At 71.8% G+C, this 14,615-nt stretch carries 17 protein-coding genes; 9 read left to right on the top strand and 8 right to left on the bottom strand.

Going from position 1 to position 14,615, the window contains the following annotated elements:
* Positions 1–6 precede the first annotated feature (6 nt).
* Together K7957_RS08730 and pabB are read right to left on the bottom strand one after the other, a co-directional pair.
* Entirely contained in the window at positions 7–1,206 is a 1,200-nt protein-coding gene (locus K7957_RS08730) for a pyridoxal phosphate-dependent aminotransferase (RefSeq protein WP_223011572.1), read from the bottom strand.
* 49 nt (positions 1,207–1,255) lie between these two features.
* Entirely contained in the window at positions 1,256–3,001 is a 1,746-nt protein-coding gene (gene pabB, locus K7957_RS08725) for an aminodeoxychorismate synthase component I (protein ID WP_223011571.1), read from the bottom strand.
* Between the two features lie 193 nt (positions 3,002–3,194).
* On the opposite strand from pabB, the gene K7957_RS08720 reads away from it, so the two are divergent.
* The 6 genes from K7957_RS08720 to K7957_RS08695 all read left to right on the top strand — a co-directional run bounded on the left by K7957_RS08720 (position 3,195) and on the right by K7957_RS08695 (position 7,152).
* The gene (locus tag K7957_RS08720; protein WP_281422840.1) at positions 3,195–3,854 is read left to right on the top strand and encodes an MBL fold metallo-hydrolase; all 660 of its coding nucleotides are present in this window, start codon (positions 3,195–3,197) and stop codon (positions 3,852–3,854) included.
* A 265-nt stretch (positions 3,855–4,119) separates the two neighbouring features.
* On the top strand, positions 4,120–4,299 hold the full coding sequence (rpmF, locus tag K7957_RS08715) for a 50S ribosomal protein L32 (protein WP_028967316.1): 180 nt from the start codon (positions 4,120–4,122) through the stop codon (positions 4,297–4,299).
* A 43-nt stretch (positions 4,300–4,342) separates the two neighbouring features.
* Positions 4,343–5,377, top strand: coding sequence for a phosphate acyltransferase PlsX (plsX, locus tag K7957_RS08710; RefSeq protein WP_223011570.1), 1,035 nt, complete (start codon positions 4,343–4,345; stop codon positions 5,375–5,377).
* Positions 5,374–6,354 carry a beta-ketoacyl-ACP synthase III gene (locus K7957_RS08705; RefSeq protein ID WP_223011569.1) on the top strand — a complete coding sequence of 327 codons (981 nt, stop codon included), beginning with the start codon at positions 5,374–5,376 and terminating at the stop codon, positions 6,352–6,354. Before plsX ends, K7957_RS08705 begins: the two co-directional genes overlap by 4 nt.
* A 91-nt stretch (positions 6,355–6,445) precedes the next feature.
* The gene (locus K7957_RS08700; protein WP_183922282.1) at positions 6,446–6,745 is read left to right on the top strand and encodes an integration host factor subunit alpha; all 300 of its coding nucleotides are present in this window, start codon (positions 6,446–6,448) and stop codon (positions 6,743–6,745) included.
* Between the two features lie 5 nt (positions 6,746–6,750).
* Positions 6,751–7,152 (top strand): MerR family transcriptional regulator, encoded by a 402-nt coding sequence (locus K7957_RS08695; RefSeq protein WP_223011568.1) that lies wholly within the window; start codon positions 6,751–6,753, stop codon positions 7,150–7,152.
* A 132-nt stretch (positions 7,153–7,284) separates the two neighbouring features.
* Here the strand turns inward: K7957_RS08695 and K7957_RS08690 are convergent, their stop codons facing one another.
* Complete coding sequence (locus K7957_RS08690) at positions 7,285–7,725, bottom strand: MarR family winged helix-turn-helix transcriptional regulator (RefSeq protein WP_223011567.1); 441 nt, start codon at positions 7,723–7,725, stop codon at positions 7,285–7,287.
* 126 nt (positions 7,726–7,851) lie between these two features.
* Between K7957_RS08690 and K7957_RS08685 the strand changes: the two genes are divergently transcribed.
* A complete protein-coding gene (locus K7957_RS08685) occupies positions 7,852–8,277 on the top strand; it encodes an organic hydroperoxide resistance protein (protein WP_223011566.1) in 426 nt (141 codons plus the stop codon).
* A 13-nt stretch (positions 8,278–8,290) separates the two neighbouring features.
* Positions 8,291–8,803: a lactoylglutathione lyase gene (gloA, locus tag K7957_RS08680; protein ID WP_223011565.1), complete on the top strand. Its 513-nt coding sequence runs from the start codon at positions 8,291–8,293 to the stop codon at positions 8,801–8,803.
* Positions 8,804–8,948: 145 nt separating this feature from the next.
* Here gloA and K7957_RS08675 read toward each other — a convergent pair whose 3' ends face one another.
* The 5 genes from K7957_RS08675 to argH form a co-directional block, all read right to left on the bottom strand.
* Complete coding sequence (locus tag K7957_RS08675; RefSeq protein WP_223011564.1) at positions 8,949–9,902, bottom strand: zinc transporter ZntB; 954 nt, start codon at positions 9,900–9,902, stop codon at positions 8,949–8,951.
* Complete coding sequence (locus tag K7957_RS08670) at positions 9,899–10,687, bottom strand: precorrin-2 dehydrogenase/sirohydrochlorin ferrochelatase family protein (RefSeq protein WP_425517183.1); 789 nt, start codon at positions 10,685–10,687, stop codon at positions 9,899–9,901. The genes K7957_RS08675 and K7957_RS08670 overlap by 4 nt, the downstream gene beginning before the upstream one ends.
* A 4-nt stretch (positions 10,688–10,691) precedes the next feature.
* The gene (lysA, locus tag K7957_RS08665; RefSeq protein WP_223011563.1) at positions 10,692–11,948 is read right to left on the bottom strand and encodes a diaminopimelate decarboxylase; all 1,257 of its coding nucleotides are present in this window, start codon (positions 11,946–11,948) and stop codon (positions 10,692–10,694) included.
* 225 nt (positions 11,949–12,173) lie between these two features.
* Positions 12,174–12,419, bottom strand: a complete 246-nt coding sequence (locus K7957_RS08660) for a hypothetical protein (protein WP_223011562.1) — start codon at positions 12,417–12,419, stop codon at positions 12,174–12,176.
* Positions 12,416–13,795, bottom strand: coding sequence for an argininosuccinate lyase (gene argH, locus K7957_RS08655; protein ID WP_223011795.1), 1,380 nt, complete (start codon positions 13,793–13,795; stop codon positions 12,416–12,418). Before argH ends, K7957_RS08660 begins: the two co-directional genes overlap by 4 nt.
* A gap of 16 nt (positions 13,796–13,811) precedes the next feature.
* On the opposite strand from argH, the gene K7957_RS08650 reads away from it, so the two are divergent.
* A complete protein-coding gene (locus K7957_RS08650; protein WP_223011561.1) occupies positions 13,812–14,408 on the top strand; it encodes a TlpA family protein disulfide reductase in 597 nt (198 codons plus the stop codon).
* Positions 14,409–14,615 lie beyond the last annotated feature (207 nt).

Here is a 14,615-nt window from a genome sequence, read left to right as displayed (position 1 = left end):
GGCAACTCAGCGCAGCGCGGCGCAGGCCTGCTGGATCCGGTGGCACGCCTCGGTCAGCAGCGCCTCCGAGGTGGCGTAGCTGATCCGCATCGCGGGCGAGACGCCGAAGGCGACGCCCTGCACTGCCGCCACCTTGGCGTCGTCGAGCAGATAGCCGACGAAGTCGCTGTCGGTCTCGATCGTGCGCCCTGCCGGGGTGGCCTTTCCGATCACGCCGCTGACGTCGGGGTAGACGTAGAAGGCCCCCTCGGGGGTGGGGCAGGTGATGCCGTCGGCCTGGTTGAGCAGGCCGACGACGAGGTCGCGGCGCTTCTGGAAGGCGGCGCCGCGCTCCTTGAGGAAGGACTGGTCGCCGGTCAGCGCCGCGACCGCCGCGGCCTGCGCGATCGAGCAGGGATTGCTGGTCGACTGCGACTGGAGCTTGCCCATCGCCTTGATCAGCCACGGCGCCCCGCCCGCGAAGCCGATGCGCCAGCCGGTCATCGCATAGGCCTTGGAGCAGCCGTTCACCGTCAGCGTGCGCTCGTACAGCGACGGGCAGACCTCGGCGATCGTGGCGAAGCGGAAGTCGTCGTAGACGATATGCTCGTACATATCGTCGGCGAAGATCCACACGTGCGGGTGGCGCTCGAACACCGCGCCGAGTTCGCGGAGCTCGTCGACGGTGTAGGCGGCGCCGGTCGGGTTGGACGGCGAGTTGAGGATCACCCATTTGGTGCGCGGCGTGATCGCCGCCTCGAGCATCGCCGGGGTAAGCTTGTAACCGACGTCGGCGCCGGCGGCGACGATCACCGGGGTGGCGCCGGCGAACTGCACCACGTCGGGGTAGCTCACCCAATAGGGCGCGGGCACGATCACCTCGTCGCCGGCGTCGAGCGTCGCCACCAGAGCGTTGAACAGCGTGTGCTTGCCGCCGACATTCACGCTGATCTGAGCGGGGGTGTAGTCGAGAGAATTGTCGCGCTTGAACTTGGCGACGATCGCCTCCTTCAGCTCGGGCGTGCCGTCGACGTTGGTGTATTTGGTCTTGCCCGCGCGGATCGCCGCGATCGCGGCCTCCTTGACGAACTCGGGCGTGTCAAAGTCGGGCTCGCCCGCGCCCAGCCCGATCACGTCGACCCCGGCGCGCTTCAGCTCCAGCACGCGGCTGGTGATCGCCAGCGTCGGCGAGGGATTGATGCGGTCGAGCGCGGCGGAGGGGTGCATGGGGGGCGCCTTGGTTGAGGAAGCGCGCGTGCCTATGCGACGGTCGTTCTCATAGTGCAACCGCGAGCGTGGCCCGCATCAGCCCGCGCAGCGCATTGCCGAGCAGGAAGCCGCCCGCGAGCTCGGCCGGGGTGAGATCGCCCTCGACCGCGCGACCCTGCGCGATCAGCTCGGCGCGCAGCACGCCGGGCAGCAGCGGGCCGGCGCGCGGCGTCACCAGCGTCTCGCCGCGCTCGACGAAGACGGTCGTGAAGCTGCCCTCGGTCAATCGGCCGTCGGGAGCGACGAACACCACCTCGTCCTCGCCCGCGGCGCGGCGCGCGCGATCGTAGAAGGCGCGATCGCTGGTCTTGTGGCGCAGACGCCAGTCGCGCGGCGTCACGGGCAGCGCCGCCAGCGCGACGCGCAGCGGCGCGAGCCGCGTCACGGGCGGCGGGGTCACCTCGATCGCGATCGCGCCGGAGGGGGCCAGCAGCAGCCGCACGCGCGCGCGCTCGCGCAGCCGGAAGGTCGCCGCCTGCAGCTCGTTGCGCGCGGCGTGGCGGTCGAAGTCGAAGCCGAACGCCGCCGCGCTCGCCTTCATCCGCGCGAGATGGCGGTCGACCAGCAGCAGCCCCTCGAGCGGGTCGAAGGCGATCGTCTCGATCAGGTCGGGCGTGGTCACCGCGCGCGTGACGAAGGCGGCCTTGGCGAGCGCCTCGTCCCATTCCTCGTCGGCGCGCGAATCGGCGACGATCCCGCCGCCGACGCCGAGCAGCGCCGCCTCCGCCCCAGCGGCGAGCGTCAGCGTGCGGATCGCGACGCTGAACTGCGCGTCGCCGCCCGCGTCGATCCGGCCGATCGCGCCGGTGTAGACGTCGCGCGCGCTGCCGCGCTCGATCGCCGCGATCGCCTGCATCGCGCGGACCTTGGGCGCGCCGGTGATCGAGCCGCACGGGAACAGCGCGGCGAGCACGTCGGCGGCGCCCCGGCCCGGTGCCAGCCCGGCGGTGACCGTGGAGGTGAGCTGGTGGACGCTGGGGTAATGTTCCACCGCGAACAGCTCGGGCACCGCGACGCTGCCCGCGACCGCGACGCGCGCGAGATCGTTGCGCATCAGGTCGACGATCATCAGGTTCTCGGCGCGCTGCTTGGCGTCGCCGGCGAGCCGCTCGGCCGCGGCGCGATCGGCCGCCGGATCGGTCTCGCGTCGCGCCGTCCCCTTCATCGGGCGGCAGGTGAGCCGGTCGCCGTCGAGCGCGACGAACAGCTCGGGCGAGAAGGAGAGCAACATATGCTCGCCCGTAGCGACGATCGCGCCCCAGCCGGCGCGCGCGTGCGGGCGCAGCCGGGCGTAGAGCGCGAGCGGGTCACCCAGCACCGGCACGCGCGCGCGGAAGGTGAGGTTGAGCTGGTAGAGGTCGCCCGCCGCGATCAGCGCCTGCGCCTCCGCGAACATCGCGTCATACTCGTCGCGCGTCAGCTCGGGCGCGGGCGCGCCGACCCAGCTCGCCGCCGCCTCGGGCAGCAGCGCGGCGACGTCGTCGACCTCCTCCCAGCCGTCGAACAGCCCGAACCAGGCGAGCGGCGGCGCGTCGGGCGCGCGCGGCGCGGTCCCCGCGCTCGGCTCGAACGCCGCGCCCGCGCCGTAGGAGAGGAAGCCCGCCGCGTTCGCCCCCGCCGCCTCGCGCAGCAGCGCCGGTACATCCGGAAGCGAGTCGGCGCGCAGCACGCGGCGCGGGTTCGTGTAGAGCCGCGCCGGACCCGCACCCGGTCGCGCGTCGTCGAGCAGCACGAAGGGCGGTTCAAGCACCATGGGCCGGTGATGCCCGCGCGCCGCCGCGCCGGCAAGTCGGCTTGCCGCGACTCATCGCGTCCAAGCCGCGGTAAGGACAGCAATTCGCTCTCCGGTGCGAGCGCCGACGGCTGTGACAAGCGCGCGCGCCGCGGCTATGCGGGGCGCGCGCGGCACATTCGGACCGCGCCAGGCGCGAGCCCAGGAGCGAGCAATGAGCGATACCCCGCTGCGCGCGGCGATCATCCCGGTCACCCCGCTCCAGCAGAACTGCACGCTGATCTGGTGCACCGCGACGATGCGCGCCGCGGTGGTCGATCCCGGCGGCGACCTGCCCAGGATCACCGCCGCGATCGCGCGCGCCGGCGTGACGGTGGAGAAGATCCTGCTCACCCACGGCCATATCGACCATGCCGGCGCGGCCAAGCCGCTCGCCGATTCGCTCGGCGTGCCGATCGAGGGGCCGCACGAGGACGATCGCTTCTGGCTGGCGCGGCTCGACGAGGACGGCCGGCAATGGGGCGTCGAGGGCACCGTCTTCGAGCCGAGCCGTTGGCTGATCGAGGGCGACACGGTGAGCGTCGGCGAGCTGCTGCTCGACGTCTACCACACGCCGGGGCACACCGCCGGTCACGTCATCTTCCACCACGCGCCGTCGCAGTTCGCGCAGGTCGGCGACGTGCTGTTCCAGAACTCGATCGGGCGCACCGATCTGCCGCAGGGCAATTTCCCGCAGCTGATCGAGTCGATCGTCACCAAGCTGTGGCCGCTCGGCGACGCCACCGCCTTCATCCCCGGCCACGGCCAGCCGAGCACGTTCGCGCACGAGCGCCGCCACAACATGTTCGTGAGCGACCGGGTGCTGGCGCAGTGACCCCGACCGAGAGTGATTCGCGCGAGGGTGCGGGGACTTGCGCTCGGACGTCCGCGGCATCAATTGCGCCGCTCGCTCGTTGGTGACGCAGCGGAGAGACAGGTGACGGCGACTTGCAACAGTGGCGGAAATCGCTATAGGCGCGGGGCTTCGCGATACGAGCCGATGCCCGGCTGTCCGCCGCGGCCGGCTCATGCGCCGGCCGCGCGGCCCCGGACATCGGCTCGTCGCTGTTACGAACTCTTAGATAGATCAAGGTGCCGCGATGGCCGTCCCCAAGCGAAAGACTTCCCCCTCCCGCCGCGGCATGCGCCGCGCGCACGACGCGCTCTCGGTGGAGGCATTCCAGGAGTGTCCGAACTGCGGCGAGCTGAAGCGCCCGCACAACCTGTGCACCGCCTGCGGTCACTACAACGGTCGCGAGGTCATCGCGGTCGACGCCTGATCGCGGGCCTCCCGCGGTTGAGCATCAGGAGTTGGGTCCAGTGATGTCCGACAGGTCCCGGATCGCCGTCGATGCGATGGGCGGCGACGAGGGGCTGGCGGTCATGCTGGCCGGGGTGGCGCGCGCGCGCCGCCGCTTCGACGACGTCAGCTTCCTGCTGGTGGGTGACGAGGCGGTGATCTCGGAGGGGCTGAAGGGCCACCCGAACCTCTCGCAACATTCCGAGATCGTCCACGCGCCCGACGTGATCGCGGGCGACGAGAAGCCGACCCAGGCGATCCGCCGCGCGCGGACCACCTCGATGGGCGTCGCGATCGATCTGGTGAAGCAGGGCCGCGCCGGTGCGGCGGTGTCGGCGGGCAACACCGGCGCGCTGATGGCGATGGCCAAGCTGTCGCTGCGCACCATGCCCGGGATCGACCGACCCGCGCTCGCCGCGCTGCTTCCGACGCTGGGTGACAACGACGTCGTGGTGCTCGACCTCGGCGCGAACACCGAGTGCGACGCGCGCAACCTCGTCCAGTTCGCGGTGATGGGAGCCGCCTATGCGCGCACCACGCTCGACCTCGAGTCGCCCCGCGTCGCGCTGCTCAACATCGGCAGCGAGGACCAGAAGGGCACCGAGGAGATCCGCGATGCCGCGCAGATCCTGCGGGTGGCGGGGCATCTTCCGATGAACTTCACGGGCTTCGTCGAGGGCGACCGGCTGTCGCGCGGCGAGCATGACGTGATCGTGTGCGACGGCTTCTCGGGCAATATCGCGCTCAAGACCGCCGAGGGCACCGCGCGCTTCGTCGGCGACCTGCTCAAGCGCGCCTTCACCAGCTCGGTCCGCTCCAAGCTGGGCTTCCTGATCTCGCGCCCCGCGACCGAGCTGCTGCGCGACCATCTCGATCCGAACAACCACAATGGTGCGGTCTTCCTCGGCCTCAACGGGCTGGTGCTCAAGAGCCACGGCAGCGCCAACGAGCGCGGTGTCGCCACCGCGATCGGCAATGCCGCCAAGATGGTGAAGGCCGATCTGGCGCGCCGCATCGCCGAGGACCTGCGCCACTTCGAAGCGAAAGCCGCCGCATGATCCGGGCCGTGCTGACGGGGACGGGCTCCGCTCTACCCGCGCACCGCGTCTCCAACGCCGAGCTGGCCGAGCGGGTCGACACGACGGACGAGTGGATCGTCGAGCGGACCGGCATCCGTTTTCGCCATATCGCGGGCGAGGGCGAGACCACCGCGACGCTGGCGCGCGACGCCGCGGTCGCCGCGATCGCCGCCGCGGGCGTGACGCCGCAGGACGTCGACCTGATCGTGCTGGCCACGGCCACGCCCGACAACACCTTTCCCGCCACGGCCACCAAGGTGCAGGCGATGCTGGGGATCAACGACTGCGTCGCGTTCGACGTCGCCGCGGTCTGCTCGGGCTTCCTCTACGCGGTGCAGGTGGCGGACAGCATGATCCGCGCCGGCGCGCACCGCCGCGCGCTGGTGATCGGCGCGGAGACCTTCACCCGCCTGCTCGACTGGGAGGACCGCACCACCTGCGTGCTGTTCGGCGACGGCGCCGGCGCGATCGTGCTCGAGGCGCGCGACACGGCGGAGGACAACGCCGACCCCGCGGCGCGCGGCATCCTGGCGACCCGGCTCCACGCCGACGGCCGTCACAACGACCTGCTCTACGTCGACGGCGGCCCCTCGACCACGGGAACGGTCGGCAAGCTGCGGATGAAGGGGCGCGAGGTGTTCCGCCACGCGGTGGTCAACCTGGCCGCGGTGATGGAGGAGGCGCTGCTCGCCGCCGGGCTGCCGACCGATTCCGTCGACTGGGTCGTCCCACATCAGGCCAATGCGCGCATCCTCGACGCCACCGCGCGCAAGCTGTCGCTCCCCCCCGAGAAGGTGGTGATGACGGTCGACCAGCACGCCAACACGTCCGCCGCCTCGGTGCCGCTGGCACTCGACCAGGCGGTGCGCGACGGGCGCATCCGGCCGGGGCATATCGTCGTGCTCGAGGCGATGGGCGGGGGCTTCACCTGGGGTGCCGCGGTGCTGCGCTACTGACCCTGACTGGCGGTCACCGATCGACAAGAAAACGATTGCGTTTTAACGAACGGTAATGACAGTCATTTAACTTTGAAGGGGGGTTGCGGTCATGGTGGAGGCGGGCACGCTCACGCGCGCTGATCTGGCGGAGGCGCTGCATCGGCGCGTCGGTCTCTCGCGCGCGGACTCGGCGCGCATGGTCGAGCAGATCCTCGAGAAGATGTGCGGCGCGCTGGCGGAAGGCGAGAACGTCAAGATCTCGGGCTTCGGCACCTTCGTGCTGCGCGACAAGGGCGAGCGGATCGGGCGCAACCCCAAGACCGGGGTCGAGGTGCCGATCGCGCCGCGGCGCGTGCTGACCTTCCGCGCCAGCCAGATGATGCGCGACCGCATCGCGGGCGCCAGCTGACGACCGTGGCGTCGGACGAGAAATCCGCCGCCGCCTTCCGGACGATCGGCGAGGTCGCCGCGGCGACCGGGGTCGCCCCGCACGTGCTGCGCTACTGGGAGGAACGCTTCCCGCAGCTCCGCCCGGTGACCCGCGCCGGCAATCGCCGCTACTACCGCCCCGCCGATGTCGCGCTGATCGAGCGCATCGCCGCGCTGCTGAATGGGGAGGGCTATACCATCCGCGGCGTCCAGCAGCTGCTGGCGCGCGAGCGCCCGAGCCGCCGGGATGCCAAGCCGGGCGCCGCCGACGCACCCGCCCCGCGCGAACCGAACCAGTCGGCGGGCGAGTTGCAGGGCGAGGCCGCCACGCTCGCGCGCGTTCGGGTGGTGCGCGACTGGATCGCCGCCGCGCTGCGCGAGGATTGAGCCGAGAGTCTCGCCCAGCCAAGCCCAACCGTGCTCCCGCGCACGCGGGAGCCCAGATCGGGAGAGGACGACGTCGGTGGCCCTCAGGCTCCGGCGTTCGCCGGAGCACGAGCACCGGAGGTGGCTCGAACGCTAACCCCCGCCGCTCTCCACCAGCGCGTCGCGCAGCGCCTGCACCTGCCGGTTGAGCGCGGCGAGCTGGTCGATCGACAGCCGCGAGCGCTCCAGCAGGCGTTCCGCCAGGCAACCGCAGCGGGCGCGCATGGCCTGGCCCGCCTCGGTGAGAAACACTTGGACCTGACGCTCGTCGTCCGGATTGCGCCGGCGCTCGACCAGACCCGCCGCCTCCATCCGCTTGACCAGCGGGGTGATCGTGCTCGACTCGAGCGCGAGCCGCTCGGCGATCGCGCCGACGCTGCGCCCGTCCTGCTCCCACAGCGCATGCAGCACCAGATATTGCGGGTAGGTGATGCGGAGCTCGTCGAGCAGCGGCTTGTACGCGCGCCCCACCGCCATGCTGGCGGCGTAGAGCGAGAAACAGAGCTGCTGGTCGAGGGGGAGGGGAGCCGGCATTCACGTCATCCTTTCCCGCTACATAGCCTATTGCTTATCGCGATACAAATTCCACTGGACAGGCTGGCGCTTGCGGTCTAGCAGAGGTTTATCGAAGCAAGGTTTATCGCGATAGGAGACTGCATCATGACCGTCGACGTCAAGTACAGCACCCGCGCCACCGCCACCGGCGGCCGCGACGGCGAGGCGCGCAGCGAGGATGGCACGCTCACCGTCGCGCTCTCGACGCCCAAGGAGCTCGGCGGCGCGGGCGGCGAGGGCGCGAACCCGGAGCAGCTGTTCGCGGCGGGCTATTCGGCCTGCTTCATCGGCGCGCTCAAGGTCGCGGGACAGCAGCTCAAGGTGAAGGTGCCTGCCGATACCAAGGTGACCGCAACCGTCGGCATCGGCCCGCGTTCGGAGGGTGGGTTCGGCATCACCACCGACCTGCTCGTCGACCTGCCGGGGGTCGAGCGCGCCGAGGCGGAGCGACTGGTCGAGGCCGCGCACCAGATCTGCCCCTATTCGAACGCGACGCGCGGCAACGTCGACGTCGGCCTCACGCTCGCCTGACGGAGATAGGCTCATGCCCCGCCCTGCCGGTACCGAGGGGTTCACGCTGAACCAGACGATGCTGCGGGTCCGTGACCCGGCGGCGTCGCTGGCCTTCTACCAGCAGGTGCTGGGCATGACGCTGATCCAGCGGCTCGACATCGAGGACATGCGCTTCTCGCTCTACTTCCTCGCCTTCCTCGGCGAGGGCGAGAGCGTACCGGCCGATCCGGCGGAGCGCGCGCGCTTCGTCTTCACGCGCGAGACCACGCTGGAGCTGACGCACAATTGGGGAAGCGAGAGCGACCCGGGCTTCGCCGGCTACCACAGCGGCAACGACGAGCCGCGCGGCTTCGGCCATCTCGGTGTCTCGGTGCCCGACGTGACGGCCGCCTGCGCGCGGTTCGCGGCGCTGGGCGTCCCGTTCCGCAAGTGGCCCGACGAGGGCAAGATGCGCGACATCGCCTTCATCACCGATCCCGATGGCTACTGGATCGAGATCCTGTCGCCCGCGAGCATGACCGCGCGCGTCGTCGCGGCAGGATAGATGACGCCGACGACGAGCTAGGCTGTGCTCCGGCGAACGCCGGAGCCTGGGGTCACAGCGATGATGCTCACGGCTCTGAGCTCCTGCGTGCGCAGGCGCACATCGGTAAGCGAGGGCAGACGCAGCAGGATACCGACAGCGCCGCTCAGCGGAACCAGTGCCGCCGCAGGAAATAGATCACCGTTCCCGCCGCGATCAGCGCGCAGACCCCCGCGATCGCGTCGAACGCCCAGGGCTCCTTGGCATAGGGCAGCCCCTCCACGTTCATCCCGTACAGGCCGGTGATGAAGGTCAGCGGCAGGAACACCATCGCCGCGATCGCGATCACCAGCCCGCGCTGGTCGAGCTGCTCGGCGCGCAGGTCGGTCAGCGCCTCGTGCACCAGCGCGGCGCGCTCGCGGATCGCCTCCACCTCCTCCGCCATGCGCGCGGCGCGGTCGGCCGCGGCGGAGAGATGCGCGCGGTCGTCCTCGGCGAGCCAGTCGCCCGGCAGCGTCGCCAGTTTCTCCAGCGCGGCGCGCTGCGGCGCGAGGAAGCGGCGGTAGTTGATCGCCTCCGAGCGCACCTTGGTGACGCCGCGTCGCAGCTCGAAGATATGCTCGGCGGCGAGCTTCTGCTCGCAATCGTCGAGCCAGTCGCCGAGATCGGCGACCACGGGATCGAGGTCCTCGGTGATCTCGGCGGCGAAGGCGCTGATCAGGTCGCCGGGATCGCGGATCGCGCCGTCACGCATCAGCTTCACGACCTCGTCGAGTGCGACCAGATGCTTGCGCGACACGGTGACGACCCGACCCTTCGCTGCCCAGATACGGATCGAGGCGAGCATGTCGGAGCCGTCCAGCTCCTCGTCGGTGCGACCGCGCAGGTTGACGAAGGCGGCGTCGGCCAGCTTGTCGGCACGCGGGCGAGTCTCGGCGGCGGTCAGCGAGTCGATCACATAGGGCGGCAGGCCCGCCTCGTCGCGCAGCCATGTCTGGGCGTGCTCGGCGTTGGTGGTGAGGTGCACCCAGACGAAGGGGGCGCCGCAGCCGAGCGCGCCCTTGACCGATATCTCCTCCACCTTACCCTCGCCGGTGACTCGCCACGCGGTGCCGCTCATCGTTCCTCCTCCATCGCGAGGTCCACCACCAGCCCCGTCGCGGGGGCGAGCGGCGGCGCGGCGCACTCGATCCGCTCGGCGTCGGCGCGCGCGCGATCGAGGATCGCGGGAGGGACGTCGGGGCGATGCGTCACCACGTCCGCTGCGGCGAGCAGCCGCGCCTGGCGCAGCGTCAGCTCGTCCGGGTCGTGCGAGCGCAGCCGCAGGCGGGCGAGCCCGGTGGCGGGCTGCGCCGCGATCACCGCCGCGGCGACGTCCTCGAGCGCGGGCGCGCCGAGCGGGTCGAGCGCGCCGCCGGGCGCGAGCGCCGCCCCGATCGCGCGGCGGCGCTCGCCCATGTCGGGCAGCGCGGCGCGGAGGGCGGGCCGCGCGACATGGAGCGCCTCGGCGAGCCGGCCGAGCGTGGCCGGCAGCAGCGTCTCGAGCCGCTGGCGCAGTGCCGCGGCCAGCCCCGCCGACACGCCCGCGCTGCCGATCGCGACCAGCACCGGCGCACGGTCGACGATCGCGGGGAGCGTGAAGTCGCAGAGTTCGGGCCGGTCGACCGCGTTGACCAGCACGCCGCGCGCCTTGAGCCGCGCGACCGCGGCCTCGTCGTCCGCCACCACAGCGAGCCGTGCCACGCCATCGTCCTCGCCGACGATCATCGCGCCCGCGCGCTCGAGCAGCCGCCGCTTCGCCGCGGCGGGCTCGCCCTCGCCGACCAGGATGATCGGCCGTCCCGCCAGACGGAGGAACACCGGCAGGCTCGGCAGCGCCGCCGCGGCGTCACGCGGGTCGCTCACCGGCTCACAGCCACTCGGGCACCCGCTCGGCGGCCAGGATGGTCTCCGCCGCGATCCGGTCGGCCACCACCGCGAAGCGGTCGCCGTCGACCAGCACCTCTGGCACGAGCGCGCGGCTGTTGTAGGTCGAGGCCATGGTCGCGCCATAGGCGCCCGCGCTGCGGAACACCGCGAGATCGCCCTTGGCGACGCGGTCGATCTCGCGCGCCATCGCGAAGGTGTCGCCGGTCTCGCACACCGGCCCGGCGATGTTGGCGGTGACCCGCTCGCCCCTCGGCACCACCGGATCGAAGTCGTGCCAGGCGTCGTAGAGCGCCGGTCGCGCGAGATCGTTCATCGCCGCGTCGACGATGACATAGGGGTTCACCACGCCGGGCTTCACCCAGATCACGCGGGTGAGCAGCACCCCCGCGTTGGCGGCGATCACGCGTCCGGGCTCGAACATCAGCGTGACGTCCCAGTCGCGCGTGACTCGCTCGACCATCGCGCCATATTCGGCCGGGGAGCGCGGCGCGTCGCCCTCCTTGTAGCGGACGCCGAGGCCGCCGCCGAGGTCCACGCGGGTGACGCGGTGGCCGGCGGCGCGCAGCGTCGCCACCAGCTCGCCGACGCGCCGGTACGCGGCCTCCAGCGGCGCGAGGTCGAACAGCTGGCTGCCGATATGGATCGCCACGCCCTCGAGCGAGAGGCCGGGCCGCCCCGCCAGTCGCGCGAACATCGCCGGCGCCTGGTCGATCGGCACGCCGAACTTATTCTCCTTGCGCCCGGTCGAGATCTTGGCGTGCGTCCCGGCGTCGACGTCGGGGTTGACGCGCAGCACCGCGCGCGCGGTCAGCCCGCGGGCGGCGGCGAGCCGGGCGAGCGCCTCGCCCTCTTCCTCCAGCTCGAGGTTGAACTGGCCGATCCCCGCGTCGAGCCCGCGCACCAGCTCGGCCTCGGTCTTGCCGACCCCCGAGAAGACGACCGACTCGGCGGGCATCCCCGCGGCGAGCGCGCGCGCCAGCTCGCCGCCCGAGACGACGTCGGCGCCATAGCCCTCGGCGGCGAGCAGGCGCAGCACGGCGACATTGGGATTGGCCTTGATCGCATAGGCGAGATGCGCCTCGCGCACGCCCACCAGCCCGGCGCGGAAAGCGCGGGCATGGTCGCGGAAGGCGTTGGCGGAATAGACGTAGACGGGGGTACCGACCTCGGCGGCGACGCGCGCCAGCGGCACGCCCTCGCACCACAATTCCCCGTCGCGATAGTGGAAATGGTCCATCGTGTCTCTTCTAGCGTGGTTCGCGCGTCGGCGTGACGAAGACGTGGCCGGCTGTGGGGGGCGTGCCTTCGCCCCACCACGAGCCGTCATCCCGAACTCGTTTCGGGATCCACGGTGCCGCGAGTCCCTCGGTTGCGGCGTATGCGGGCCGGTGGATCCCGAAACAAGTTCGGGATGACGGCAGTGGGGACGGGAAGCGCCAGACCTAGGCCGCCGCTATCCCCCTCACCGCGGCGGCAGGTCGTACTCGTCGCTCTGGCGCTCCTGCGAGCGGGTCAGGACCTCCCCGGTGCGGCGCGGGCGGGCCTGAACGCTGGGGGTGAGCAGCTCGCCGATCGCCGGCGTCGCGGTCGCGCCATAGGGAGCGACGGGCAGCGGCACGCCCGGCGCCGGCTTGAGCGCCTGGGTCGAGCCGCAGCCCGCCAGCGCGGTCGCCAGTGCGGTAACTGCGAGGGCTCGGTGTGTCGTCACTTTCCCTCTCCCGCCCGCACGGCCCGCGCGGCCACGATCGCGGCGCGGACATTGTCCGGCGCGGTGCCGCCGAAGCTGCGCCGGCTCGCCACCGAGGCGTCGACCGACAGCACGTCGTAGACCGCGGCGGTGATGCGCGGGTCGATCGCCTGCAGCTCCGGCAGCGGCACGCGGTCGAGCGTGCAGCCCAGCGCCTCGGCGCGCGCCACCGCGCGGCCGGTGACATGGTGCGCCTCGCGGAACGGCACGTCGGCCTCGCGCACCAGCCAGTCGGCGAGGTCGGTCGCGGTAGCGAAGCCGCTCTCCGCCACCTGGCGCATCCGCTCGGTGCGGAAGGTGGCGCTCTCGGCCATCCCGGTCATCGCCGCGAGCGACAGAGCGAGCAGGTCGTGCGCCTCGAACACCGGCGGCTTATCGTCCTGCATGTCCTTGGAATAAGCGAGCGGCAGCCCCTTCATCGTCATCATCAGGCTCATCAGGCAGCCGGTGATCCGCCCGCTGTGACCGCGCACCAGCTCGGCGGCGTCGGGGTTGCGCTTCTGCGGCATGATCGAGCTGCCGGTCGACCATTGGTCCGACAGCGCCACGAAGGCGAAGGGCTGCGACGCCCACAGCACGAACTCCTCCGCCAGCCGCGACAGGTGGAGCGCGCATTGGCTCGCCGCCATCAGGTAATCGAGCGCGAAGTCGCGGTCGCTGACCGAGTCGAGGCTGTTGCGCGTCGGCGCGTCGAAGCCGAGCGCGCGCGCGGTGGCGTCGCGGTCGATCGCGAAGCCGGTGCCCGCCAGCGCCGCCGCGCCGAGCGGGCAGAGGTTGGCGCGCGCGCGATTGTCGGTGAAGCGCGAGCGGTCGCGCCGCACCATCTCGTGATAGGCCATCAGATGGTGGCCGAGCGTCACCGGCTGCGCCGACTGGAGGTGAGTGAAGCCCGGCATCACGCTGGCGGCATGTTCCTCCGCGCGCGCGAGCAGGGCGTCGTCGAGCCGGTCGAGCGCTTCGATTACCTGGTCGGTGGCGTCGCGGACCCACAGGCGGAAGTCGGTCGCGACCTGGTCGTTGCGGCTGCGCGCGGTGTGGAGCCGCCCCGCCGCGCCGCCGATCACCTCGCCGAGCCGCGCCTCGCTCAGCATATGGATGTCCTCCATCGCGAGGTCGTCGGGCACACCCTCGGCGGCGTAGCGCTCGGCCACCTGCGCCAGCCCGGCGTCGATCGCGGCGGCGTCGGCGGCGGAGACGATCCCCTGCGCGCCCAGCATCGCGGCGTGCGCGCGGCTGCCCGCGACGTCCTGGCGCCACATCCGCTTGTCGAAGGGGATGGAGGCGTTTATCTCGCGCATGACGGCGGCCGGACCCTCGGCGAACCGCCCGCCCCACATCTGGTTGGAACCGCTCATGGTCTCGCGTGTCGCGATCGTCTGTCTCCTCGGCGCCGCGCTGGCGGTCAGCGCGTGCGATAAGGGCTCGGGAGGCGGCGGGCAAGCCGCGGGCGGCAACGTCGCGGCGAGCGCCGCCAGCGCCGACGAGGTGCCCGCCGCGGGCGCGGCGCGCCCCGACAAGGTCGACCGCAGCCACAAGGGCGAGGCCGCCCCGGCGGCGGGCTTCGCCACGCTGGCGGGGGCGCCGACGACCCTGGCGGCGCTGGGTGGCGGCAAGCCGCTGCTGGTGAACCTGTGGGCGACCTGGTGCGCCCCCTGCGTCAAGGAGATGCCGACGCTCGACGCCGCCGCGGGCGCGCTCGCGGGCAGGGTCCGCGTCGTCGCGGTGAGCCAGGACATGGAGCCCGCCAAGGCGAAGGACTTCCTCAAGGCGCGCGGCTTCGCCAAATTGGAGCCGTTCCTCGACGAGAAGCTGGCGCTGAGCACCGCCTACGGCGCCAACCTGCCGACGACGATCCTGTACGACGCCGCGGGCAAGGAGATCTGGCGCGTGACCGGCGACCTCGACTGGACCGGGGCACAGGCCAAGGCGCTGCTCGCCGAGGCGGGCTGAGGGCGCGCCCTGATCATGGGAAAGCGCCTTCCCGGGCCTAGTGCTCTGCCGTCAACCCGGGCTTGACCCGGGATCCATCGCACCGCGTACGCCCCCCGCTGTTGCTCTCGCTAAAGCATGGATCCCGGGTGAGGCCCGGGATGACGGAACAGGTAGGATGACGGCCGACCAGAGGCGTTAGGGGAGGGTGGGTGAAAACGACCGCGC

The sequence above is a fragment of the Sphingomonas yunnanensis genome (assembly GCF_019898765.1).
GTDB lineage: Bacteria > Pseudomonadota > Alphaproteobacteria > Sphingomonadales > Sphingomonadaceae > Sphingomonas > Sphingomonas yunnanensis.
This window is presented reverse-complemented; position numbering and strand designations above follow the sequence as displayed.